The sequence below is a fragment of the Nevskia sp. genome (assembly GCF_023266035.1).
Lineage (GTDB): Bacteria > Pseudomonadota > Gammaproteobacteria > Nevskiales > Nevskiaceae > Nevskia.
Genome location: NZ_JAHFRY010000110.1, coordinates 5174 through 16014 on the forward strand (window position 1 = coordinate 5174; position 10841 = coordinate 16014).

General features: G+C 62.6%; 8 protein-coding genes. All 8 read right to left on the reverse strand.

Features of this window, described 5'->3' with window-relative positions; genetic code table 11:
* On the reverse strand, positions 1–2918 hold a 2918-nt coding region (locus Q0D45_RS16015; protein ID WP_293394938.1), incomplete at its 3' end, for a methylmalonyl-CoA mutase family protein.
* Positions 2919–3026: 108 nt separating this feature from the next.
* The gene (locus Q0D45_RS16020) at positions 3027–4589 is read right to left on the reverse strand and encodes a long-chain-fatty-acid--CoA ligase (protein ID WP_293394941.1); all 1563 of its coding nucleotides are present in this window, start codon (positions 4587–4589) and stop codon (positions 3027–3029) included.
* A 69-nt stretch (positions 4590–4658) separates the two neighbouring features.
* The gene (locus Q0D45_RS16025) at positions 4659–5450 is read right to left on the reverse strand and encodes an enoyl-CoA hydratase/isomerase family protein (RefSeq protein ID WP_293394945.1); all 792 of its coding nucleotides are present in this window, start codon (positions 5448–5450) and stop codon (positions 4659–4661) included.
* Between the two features lie 170 nt (positions 5451–5620).
* Complete coding sequence (locus Q0D45_RS16030) at positions 5621–6841, reverse strand: acyl-CoA dehydrogenase family protein (protein ID WP_293394948.1); 1221 nt, start codon at positions 6839–6841, stop codon at positions 5621–5623.
* 91 nt (positions 6842–6932) lie between these two features.
* Positions 6933–8099, reverse strand: a complete 1167-nt coding sequence (locus Q0D45_RS16035; protein ID WP_293394951.1) for an acyl-CoA dehydrogenase family protein — start codon at positions 8097–8099, stop codon at positions 6933–6935.
* A 58-nt stretch (positions 8100–8157) separates the two neighbouring features.
* Complete coding sequence (locus tag Q0D45_RS16040) at positions 8158–8613, reverse strand: MaoC family dehydratase (protein WP_293394954.1); 456 nt, start codon at positions 8611–8613, stop codon at positions 8158–8160.
* A 159-nt stretch (positions 8614–8772) separates the two neighbouring features.
* On the reverse strand, positions 8773–9918 hold the full coding sequence (locus Q0D45_RS16045; protein WP_293394956.1) for an acyl-CoA dehydrogenase family protein: 1146 nt from the start codon (positions 9916–9918) through the stop codon (positions 8773–8775).
* Between the two features lie 88 nt (positions 9919–10006).
* The coding region (locus Q0D45_RS16050) for a nitronate monooxygenase (RefSeq protein ID WP_293394958.1) at positions 10007–10841 on the reverse strand (835 nt) is incomplete at its 5' end.

Genomic DNA, 10841 nt, shown 5'->3' on the forward strand with positions numbered 1-10841 from the left:
GCGCGGCGCACGCTTTCTTCGGTCGGCGTGGTGATCGCTTCGTCGTAGGCGTTGGTGTGCAGCGAGTTGCAGTTGTCGAACAGCGCATACAGCGCCTGCAAGGTCGTGCGGATGTCGTTGAACTGGATTTCCTGCGCGTGCAGCGAACGACCCGAGGTCTGGATGTGGTACTTCAGCATCTGGCTGCGTTCGTTGGCGCTGTAGCGCTCGCGCATCGCACGCGCCCAGATGCGGCGGGCGACGCGGCCGATCACCGAGTATTCCGGGTCCATGCCATTCGAGAAAAAGAACGACAGGTTCGGCGCGAAGTCATCGATCTTCATGCCGCGGGCGAGGTAGTACTCGACGAAGGTGAAGCCGTTGGCCAGGGTGAAGGCGAGCTGGCTGATCGGGTTAGCACCCGCTTCGGCGATGTGATAACCCGAGATCGACACCGAATAGAAGTTGCGCACGCCGCGTTCGACGAACGACTGCTGGATGTCGCCCATCATGCGCAGCGCGAATTCGGTCGAAAAGATGCAGGTGTTCTGCGCCTGGTCTTCCTTGAGGATGTCGGCCTGCACAGTGCCGCGCACCACCGACATCGTTTCGCGCTTGATCCTGGCGTAGGTCTCGGCATCGACCAGCTGATCGCCGGTGACGCCGAGCAGGGCCAGGCCCAGACGGTTGTTGTTCGACGGCAGCTCGCCCGAGTAGCTCGGACGGACCTTGCCCTTGAACAGCTCGGCGATCTTCTTCTCGGCGGACGCCCAGCGCGCCGGCTCTTCCTTCAGGTACTTCTCGATCTGCTGATCGATGGCGCAGTTCATGAACATCGCCAGGATCATCGGCGCCGGGCCGTTGATGGTCATCGAGACGGACGTCGACGGCAGGCAGAGATCGAAGCCCGAGTAGAGCTTCTTCATGTCGTCGAGCGTCGCGATATTGACGCCCGAGTTGCCGATCTTGCCGTAGATGTCCGGACGCACTTCCGGATCTTCGCCGTACAGGGTCACCGAATCGAAAGCGGTCGACAGACGGGTCGGCACACCCGGCTGGCTCAGGTAATGGAAGCGGCGGTTGGTGCGCTCCGGCGTGCCTTCGCCGGCGAACATGCGGATCGGATCTTCACCGACGCGGCGGTAGGGATAGAGGCCGGCCGTGTACGGATAGCCGCCCGGCAGATTTTCCTTGAGCAGGAAGCGCAGCAGCTCGCCCCAGGACTCGAACTTCGGCGCAGCGACTTTCGGAATCTTCGAGTGCGAGAGACTTTCGCTGTAGTTGTCGCCGGACACCGGCTTGCCGCGCACGTAGTAGGTGTACTGGTCGTCGGTGACGCCCTTGAGACGCGCCGGCCATTCGCGCAGCAGGCTGATCGACTCGGACTTCAGGCCCTTGATCGATTCGTTGTAGCGGCTGCGCAGGATCAGCAGGCTCTTGTCGCCGCCGGCGGTGAGGTCTTCACCGGCATAGACGTCGAGCGGCTTCGGCAGCTTCGGATCGGCGAGTTCCTGCAGCGCTTCCCACAGCGACTGGGCGCGGTTGGCGATCTCGTCCTGCTGCTCGCATTCGCGATTGATCGCCCGGCCGCCTTCGGCGATCTCGGCGAGGTAACGGGTGCGGTTGCCCGGAATCAGCACCGTGGCGCGCGGTTCCTTCAGCGTGGTGTCGAGGCTTGGCGTCCACTTGTCGGCCGGCAGGTTCAGCTTCTGGCGCAGCAGGCGGCAGAGGTTGGTGAACATCCAGGTGACGCCCGGATCGTTGAACTGGCTGGCGATCGTCGGATAGACCGGCACGTCCTCGTCTCTGAGCTGGAAAGCCACGCGGTTGCGCTTCCACTGCTTGCGCACATCGCGCAGCGCGTCTTCGGCACCACGGCGATCGAACTTGTTGAGCACGATCAGCTCGGCGTAATCGATCATGTCGATCTTTTCGAGCTGGCTGGCCGCGCCGTAGTCGCTGGTCATCACGTAGATCGGGAAGTCGACGAGGTCGACGATTTCCGAATCGCTCTGGCCGATACCGGCGGTTTCGACGATGACCAGGTCGTAGGTCAGGCTCTTCAGGAAGGCGATGCAATCCTTGAGCACGGTGTTGATCGAGGCGTGCTGACGGCGGGTCGCCATCGAGCGCATGAAGGCGCGCGGGTTGCGCAGGGAGTTCATGCGGATGCGATCGCCGAGCAGCGCGCCACCGGAACGGCGGCGAGTCGGATCGACGGCGAGCACGGCGATGCGCATCGTCGGGAACGCCTGCAGGAAGCGCAGCAGCAGTTCGTCGACGGCCGAGGACTTGCCCGCGCCGCCGGTGCCGGTGAAGCCGATGACCGGCGTGTTGGCACCGGTGATCTTCCACTGCTCGCGCAGAGCGTTCAGCTCGGCCTCGTCGAACATGTCGTCTTCGAGCGCCGACAGCCAGCGGCCAACGCTGATCTCGTCATCGATGGTCGCCACACCCGGCTTGATGCTGCCCTGGCGATGCGATTCGGCGCGCTTGACCAGATCCTCGATCATGCCGACCAGGCCGAGCTTGCTGCCGTCATTCGGGTGATAGATGCGCTCAACGCCCTGCCCCTGCAGCGCGGCGATTTCTTCCGGCGTGATGGTGCCGCCACCGCCGCCGAACACGCGGATATGGCTGGCGCCACGCTCGGCGAGCATGTCGACCATGTACTTGAAGAATTCGTTGTGGCCGCCCTGATACGAGGACAGCGCGATGCCATCCGCGTCTTCCTGGAGTGCGGCGCGAACCACGTCTTCCACCGATCGGTTGTGGCCGAGGTGCACGACTTCCGCGCCCTGCCCCTGGATCAGCCGTCGCATCACGTTGATCGCCGCATCGTGACCATCAAACAGGCTCGCCGCCGTGACAAACCGGAGCGGGTTGCGAGTCTGGGAGGTTTCGGTGTCCTGCGGCAGTAGCGACGGGGAATCAGGCATGGCGACGGTCTTCGGTGATCAATGAATGAAGCGTCCGTTTGGACGCTGGACTACGTTCACGGCAAACAACGAACAACAAATCTGCAGACAGGCAACTGTCGCCAGCAATCAGGCGACGGCAGCAGCCTTCGCCAACTCATCGCGAACCACACGCTTCAACACCTTGCCGGTCGCCGTCATCGGGAAGCTGTCGACGAGATGCACTTCCTTCGGCACCTTGTAGCCCGCGATGTGCTGGCGGCAGTGGGTGATGATTTCGTCCTGCGTCGGCTTGTGGCCATCGGCCGGCATGATCAGCGCGACCACGCGCTCGCCCCACTTCTCATCCGGCAGGCCGATGACCGCGCACATGCGCACGCCCGGATGCTTGGCGAGCACCTGTTCGACTTCCGCCGAATAGACGTTCTCGCCACCGGTGACGATCATGTCCTTGACCCGGTCGACGAGGTACAGCAAACCCTCGGCATCGCGGCGTCCGGCATCGCCGGTCTTGTACCAGCCGTCCTTGAGCACGGCGGCCGTGGTTTCCGGCTGCTTCCAGTAACCGCCGAAGATCGACGGCGAACGGACCATCAACTCGCCGACGTCACCGTCCGGCACTTCAACGCCAAAAGCATCGACGAACTTGACCTCGATCAGCGGCAGCGGCGTGCCGCAGGATTTCAGCTTGGCCTCGTCTTCGAGCACATGCTGTTCCGGCCGCAGCAGCGTGATCGCGCCGGAGCTTTCGGTAGCGCCGTAGAACTGCATGAACTTGCACTTCATCTGCACCAGCGCCCGCTGCAGCAGATGCGAGCTGATCGGCGATCCGGCGTACATGACCAGGCGCAGGGACGAGAAATCGGCGGTCTTCGAATCCGGGTGATCGAGCAGCATCTGGATGGCCGTCGGCACCAGAGCGACGACGCTCGGGCGATCACGGGCGATGATCTTGATCAGCTGGCCGGCGTCGAGCTGCGGCAGGATCGACAAGGTGGAACCGTTGTACAGCGACTGGATGGTCAGACCGCTGCCGACCAGATGGAAATTCGGCATCACCATCAGCATCACGTCGTCCGGCTGCCACTGCAGCGCCGGTTCCAGATGTTCGCAGAGCCGCATGTAGTGGAAGCCACGATGGGTCAGCTCGACACCCTTCGGCTTGCCGGTGGTGCCCGAGGTGTAGATCAGCAGCGCGGCCTGCTCGGCCTCCAGCGGTACATGCGGATCGGTGTTGGCGGCCTTGGCGAGCGCCTGATCGAAGGTGCTGTCAGGATTCGGCGGATCGATCTCGACGATCTGGAACTTCTGGCTGCACAGCGCCTTGACACTCTCGGCAAGCGGAATCAGTTCGCGGTCGACGAACAGCAGCGGCGCTTCGGCATCGGCGATCACCGCCGCCAATTCCGGCGCGGCCAGACGCCAGTTCATCGGCGACATCGTGCTGCCGGCCTTGTTGATGCCGAACAACAGCTGGAAATACAGCGAGGAGTTCTTGCCGAGGAAGCCGACGTTCGAACCCGGCGCAACGCCGAAGCCGGCAATCAGGTTGGCGATGCGGTTCGAGCGATCGTCCAGTTCGGCAAACGTGGTGGTACCTGAGCCATCAACGAGGGCGACCTTGGTCGGGCGGGTCCGGGCATACAACCGAGGAATGTCGGCGAGTGTCTTGATGTCGGCATACAACCACATGGTTTCATCCTCCTTCGCTGCAACGAATGGCGCTGATTTCTCGGCAGGGAGTCCCGTTCGGGAGCCGGCTCAGCGTCCTTTGAAAATGGGTGCGCGCTTTTCGACGAAAGCCATGATGCCCTCTCGAGCATCTTCGCTTCCGGCGCAACCGGCAAGCGCCTGAGCTTCGTCTTCGAGCTGGGTTTCCAGCGGCTGGCGCAGCGCCTTGTCGACCAGGCGACGAATCTCGCCAAAGGCACGCGTCGGGCCGTTGGCCAGGCGTACGGCAGCCTTCTCGGCCGTGGCGGCCAGTGCTGCATCCTCGACCACCATATCGGCCAGGCCGCAGGCGGCGGCTTCGTCCGAGCTGAGCATTTCGTTGAACAGCAGGAAGCGGCGCGAACGGGCAATGCCGAGACGCGAAACCAGGCCGAACGAAGCGCCGGCATCGCAGGAATAGCCGATCTGCGGATAGGCGGCGCCGAAGCGCGCGCTCTTGCCGGCATAGACCATGTCGCAGTTGGCGATCAGCGCCACGCCGCCGCCCATGCAGGTGCCGTGCACCGAGGCGATCAGCGGCGCATCGAGACGCTTCAGGCGCGCGATCCCCATGTGCAGGGTCGAGGTCCATTCGATGATCGAGGCCGACAAGGTGTCGATCGACTCGACGAACATGCGGATGTCGCCACCGATCGAAAAGAACTTGCCGTTGGCGCTGAGCAGCACGGCGCGCACGTCCTTCTTGCGGGCAGTGAGCAGATTCGCAGCCTGGCTGAACTCCGAGCAGAACTGCGCGTTGAACGGGTTGCCGCTGTCCGGCTGATTGAGCGTGAAGCGGGCGATGCCGTCACTGATGCTCAGGTCGATAGTCTTGAATTCCACGATGTCGATCACTCCGGTTCAGCTGTTCAGTAAATCCGTACTGTCTACGCAAGCAGGTGCACAGGCAGTAAACAAGCTCGTCGCCAATGCTGGACGGCGAGGCTTCCGATCTTTGGGGCGATTTCGGGAGCGGCTTTCGTGCTCTTTCAGACGCCAATAGTTCTGCTCGGCTAGCCCGCGAGACGCTTCTGGCCAGCATCCGCTTCATCGCTCTTGGCAAGCGGCTTGACCTTCTCGTGGCCCTGCACGCGGCCGAACAGCGAACGACCGATGATCAGCTTCATGACTTCGATCGAGCCGCCGGCGATCTTGACGATGCGGCAATCGGCGAAGGCGCGGGAAATCGGGTACTCCCACATGTAGCCCCAGCCACCGAACAGCTGCAGGCACTCGTCGGCCGTCTTGCAGTGCAGGTTCGACAGCCACATCTTCGCCATCGCAGCATCGACTTCATCGAGTTCGCCAGCCATGAACTTGGCGATGCAATGATCGGTGAAGACGCGACCGATCACCGATTCGGTATGCAGTTCGGCGAGCTTGAACTGGGTGTTCTGGAAGGCGCCGATGGTGGTGCCGAAAGCCTTGCGGTTGGCGGTGTAGTCGACCGTCATCTCGATCAGCGTTTCGGTGACCGTGGCCGAACGGATCGCCTGGGCGAGACGTTCCTGGGCCAGCTTGGTCATCATCAGCTTGAAGCCTTCGCCTTCCTTGCCGAGCATCGCGGAAGCCGGAACACGCATGTCCTCGAAGAACAGCTCCGAAGTGTCCTGCGCCTTCATGCCGAGCTTTTCGAGGTTCTTGCCGCGCTTGAAGCCGGGGTTGTTGGTATCGACCAGGAACAGCGTCACGCCCTTGGAGCCGGAATCGCTGTCGGTCTTGGTCGCCAGCACCAGCACATCGCAGAGCTGGCCGTTGGAGATGAACACCTTCTGGCCGTTGATGATGTAGTCATCGCCATCACGCACGGCACGGGTGCGGATCGCCTTCAGATCCGAGCCGGCATGCGGTTCGGTCATGCCGAGAGAGCCAATGGCCTCACCCGACACCATCTTCGGCAACCAGTGCGCTTTCTGTTCTTCGGTGCCAAAGCCCTTGATGTAAGTGGCGACGAGATCGCAATGGATCAGGAAGCCCGGGCCGGTGAAGCCGCTGCGCGCCATTTCCTCGAAGACCACGACATCGAACAGATAATCGAGGCCGAGGCCACCGTACTCTTCCGGCACCGTGCAGCAGAGCATGCCCGCTTCGCCGGCCTTGATCCAAAGATCACGCGGCACGATGCCGTCATGCTCCCACTGGGCGTGATACGGCGCGATCTCGCGCTCGATGAATTTGCGAACGGTATCGCGGAAAAGTTCGTGCTCATGGGTGAACAGCGTGCGCTTGAACATGGTGCTTCCTCAAAAATTCTGTGAGAAATCGTATGGCAGCCTACTATTCTTGTAAAGCTGCCCCAGAATTCTGGATTGCCGTGTCTTGCGATCAGTAAGACTTCGGCTGATCGAGCACTTTTTCGGCGATGAACGACAGGATCAGCTGCTCGGTGATCGGCGCGATGCGAGTCACCGTCACTTCTCTGAGCAGGCGTTCGACGTGGTACTCCTTCGCGTAACCCATGCCGCCGAAGGTCAGCACTGCCTGCAAGCAGGCATCGAAGCCGGCACGGGCGCCGAGGAACTTGCCGGCGTTCGCTTCAGCGCCGCAGGGCAGATGGTTGTCGTACAGCCAGGCAGCCTTTTCGACCATCCGCTGCGCGGCTTCGAGATACATCCACTTTTCCGCGAGCGGATGCTGGATGCCCTGATTCATGCCGATCGGACGGCCGAAGACAACGCGCTCGCGGCCGTACTTGGCGGCGCGGCGCAGCGCGTCCTGGCCGATGCCGATCGCTTCGATGCCGATCAGCACGCGCTCCGGATTGAGGCTGTGCAGGATGTAGCCGAAGCCCTTGCCTTCCTCGCCGATGCGATCGGAATCGGGAATGAACAGGTCGTCGATGAAGATCGAGTTCGAATCGACCGCCTTGCGGCCCATCTTCGGAATCTTGGTGACGGCGATCTTCGAGCGATCGAGGTCGGTGTAGAAGATGGTGATGCCGTCGGTCGGCTTCTTGGCATCTTCGAGCTTGGTCGTGCGGGTCAGCAGCATGATCTTGTTCGCGACCTGGGCGGTCGAGGTCCAGACCTTCTGGCCGCGCACCACATAGCCGCCGTCGACCTTGGTCGCGAAGGTCTTGATCGCCGTGGTGTTGAGGCCAGCGTCCGGCTCGGTGAAACCGAAGCAGCACTGGTCTTCACCGGCGATCAGACGCGGCACCCAGCGTGCCTTCTGCTCGGGCGTGCCGTAAACCACGATCGGGTGCGGCCCGAACAGGTTGATGTGCACCGACGAGGTCGCGGCCATGCCGCCGCCGTGGCTGGCGATCTCATGCATCATGATCATCGCTTCGGTCACGCCCAGCCCCGAACCGCCGTACTCCTCCGGCATGGTCAGGCCGAGCCAGCCGCCATCGGCCATCGCCTTGTGAAACTCGAACGGGAACACGCCGTCGTCGTCACGGGCCAGCCAGTAGTCATCGCCGAACGAGCGCACCACGGCGCCGACGCCGTCGCGAATCGCCTGATGATCGGGATTGATCGAAAAATCCATCGTGAACTCCGGAAGGTCGAGAAGGGAAAAAGCGGATTCGTGACTGCGAACGGCGCGATTACGCAGCCGGCTTGCGCAGCATCAGCGCCTGGCGCTGGGTCGTGCAGACGATCTCGCCGCGTTGGTTCAGGCCTTCGTGAAGGAAGGTCACGATGCCGGCGTTGGGGCGCGACTTCGATTCACGAATCTCGAGCACCGTGGTACGCGAACGGATCGTGTCGCCTGCAAACACCGGTTTTGGAAATCGGGTGTCGGTCATGCCAAGGTTGGCGACCGTGGTGCCGAGCGTGGTGTCCTGGATCGTCAGGCCGATGACCAGACCGAGCGTGAAGATCGAGTTCACCAGCGGTTGGCCGAACTCGGTGTTCTTGCAGTATTCGGCATCGATGTGGATCTGAGCCGGATTGTAGGTGGCACCGCAGAACCAGACGTTGTCCGATTCGGTGACCGTACGACGGATTTCGTGATCGAAAACCCGACCCACCGCAAACTGCTCGAAGTACAAACCCGCCATTGCCGACTCCCGGATAAGCCGCAGCGCGGCCGATATTTAGTATGGTGGCATACTATCATGTCGGGATGGCGGGTCAACCGGCCTCGGAACTACCCTCTACTAATAACGGTCACCCCCGCCCGCGCGGGGACGACGCTGTTGTTGTGACCGTCCGGCTGGTTAAAGCGACCGCGAGATCAGCTCACGCATGATTTCCGAGGTGCCGCCGTAAATGCGCTGAACGCGGGCATCGGCGTAGAGCTTGCAGATCTCGTATTCGCGCATGAAACCGTAGCCGCCGAAGAACTGCAGGCAGGTATCGACCAGGCGGCCGTGCATCTCGGTACACCACAGCTTGGCGATCGAGGCATCGGCCGAGGTCAGCGCGTGGCGGTCGTGCTTTTCCAGACACTGATCGACGAACGCCCAGCCCACCGACAGTTCGGCCTTCAGGTCCGCCAGTTTGTAGCGGGTGTTCTGGAAATCCATGATTGTCTTGCCGAAAGCGCGCCGCGTGTTGACGTAGTCACGGGTGATGTCGAAAGCCTTCTGCGCCGAGGCCATCGACGACACCGCCAGGGTCAGACGCTCCTGCGGCAACTCACTCATCAATGATGCGAAGCCGGTGCCTTCGGCGCCGAGCAGATTCGATACCGGCACGGTCACGTCATCGAAGAAAAGCTCGGAAGTGTCCGATGACAGATGGCCGAGCTTTTCCAGATTGCGGCCGCGGCGGAAGCCGGGGCGATCGGCTTCGACCAGGATCAGGCTCATGCCCTTCGAGCCCGGCGTGTCCGAGGTGCGGGCGACGACGATCACCAGATCCGAATGCTGCCCGTTGGAGATGAAAGTCTTCGAACCGTTGATGACGAAGTTGTCGTCCACGCGAACGGCGCGGGTCTTGATGCCCTGCAGATCGCTGCCGGTGCCCGGCTCGGTCATCGCGATCGCGCAGACGGTCTTGCCGCTGACCATGCCGGTCAGCCAGCGCTGCTTCTGTTCTTCGCTGCCGAGGCTGATCAGATAACCGGCGCAGACATCGTTGTGCACCGACAGATCGGTCTGCGGACCGGCCATGCCGGCGTAGGCCAGTTCCTCGACGACGATGGCGTTGTGCCGGAAGGTGCCGCCGACGCCGCCATAGGCGTCGCCCACCTGCGGACACAGCAGGCCCGCTTCACCGGCCTTGGTCCACATCGCGCGGTCGACGATGCCTTCCTCTTCCCAGCGCGCGAAATGCGGCGTCAGCTCAGCCTTGACGAAACCGCGGACGGCATCGCGAAACATCTCGTGTTCTTCGGTATAGACAGCGCGGGCAGGCAGCATGGAATTCTCCAGAACGATGAAGCAAAAAACTTGATCCCGTCATTCCCGCGAAGGCGGGGATGACGTTGGATGAAGGGTGCCGCAGAACTTAGCTGCGGAAACGAGCCATGAACTCCGCGCTCACCGCGCGGTACTCGCCGATAAGCTGGGCAGCGACTTCAGCGGTGCTCGCAGCGCTGTCGACCTGGCCGACGCCCTGCCCTGCGCCAAAGATGTTCTTCCAGGGCTTCAGTTCGCCGTGGACATCGCTGAAGTCGATCTTCGCGGTCGATGCGATCTTGCTGTCGTCGAAGCCGGCGGCGATCAGGCTTTCCTTGAGCCAGCTGCACTGGACACCGGTCACCGACTTAGTGGCGACCACGCCATCCATGCCGGCCGTGATCATCATCCGGCGGTAGTCCTCGTTGATCATCGTTTCCGGGCAGGCGATGAAACGGGTGCCCATGTAGACCAGGTCCGCACCGAGCATCTCGGCAGCGAGCACGCCGCGGCCGTCGGAGATCGCCCCGCCGACGACGATGGTGCCCTTGAAGAAGCGGCGCACTTCGGACACGAAGGCGAACGGGCTGTTGGCGCCGGTGTGGCCACCGGCACCGTGGCAGACCAGCACCAGGCCGTCGGCGCCGGCATCCGCCGCCTTGCGCGCATGTTCCAGCGACATCACGTCGGCGAACACCGCGCCGCCGTAGCCGTGCACTTCATTCAGCACCCGCTTCGGGCTGCCGAGCGCGGTGATCACGATGTCCGGCTGGTACTCCTGCAGCATCTCCAGCTCTTCCGGGAAGCGGTCGTAGCTGTTGTGGACCAGCACGCTCGCCGCCCAGCCGCCCGGCTTACCACCAGCGGCGCGGAACGCGGCCAGCTCGTCGCGAATCTCGTTGAACCATTCGCGCAGCTGCACCGTGGTGCGCGCGTTCTGGGTC

What these genes read in the sequence shown, in the direction of transcription:
- Q0D45_RS16020 (WP_293394941.1), bottom strand. Translation starts at nt 4,589, where the DNA reads ATGTGGTTGTATGCCGACATCAAGACACTCGCCGACATTCCTCGGTTG.
- Q0D45_RS16030 (WP_293394948.1), bottom strand. Translation starts at nt 6,841, where the DNA reads ATGTTCAAGCGCACGCTGTTCACCCATGAGCACGAACTTTTCCGCGAT.
- Q0D45_RS16035 (WP_293394951.1), bottom strand. Translation starts at nt 8,099, where the DNA reads ATGGATTTTTCGATCAATCCCGATCATCAGGCGATTCGCGACGGCGTC.
- Q0D45_RS16040 (WP_293394954.1), bottom strand. Translation starts at nt 8,613, where the DNA reads ATGGCGGGTTTGTACTTCGAGCAGTTTGCGGTGGGTCGGGTTTTCGAT.
- Q0D45_RS16045 (WP_293394956.1), bottom strand. Translation starts at nt 9,918, where the DNA reads ATGCTGCCTGCCCGCGCTGTCTATACCGAAGAACACGAGATGTTTCGC.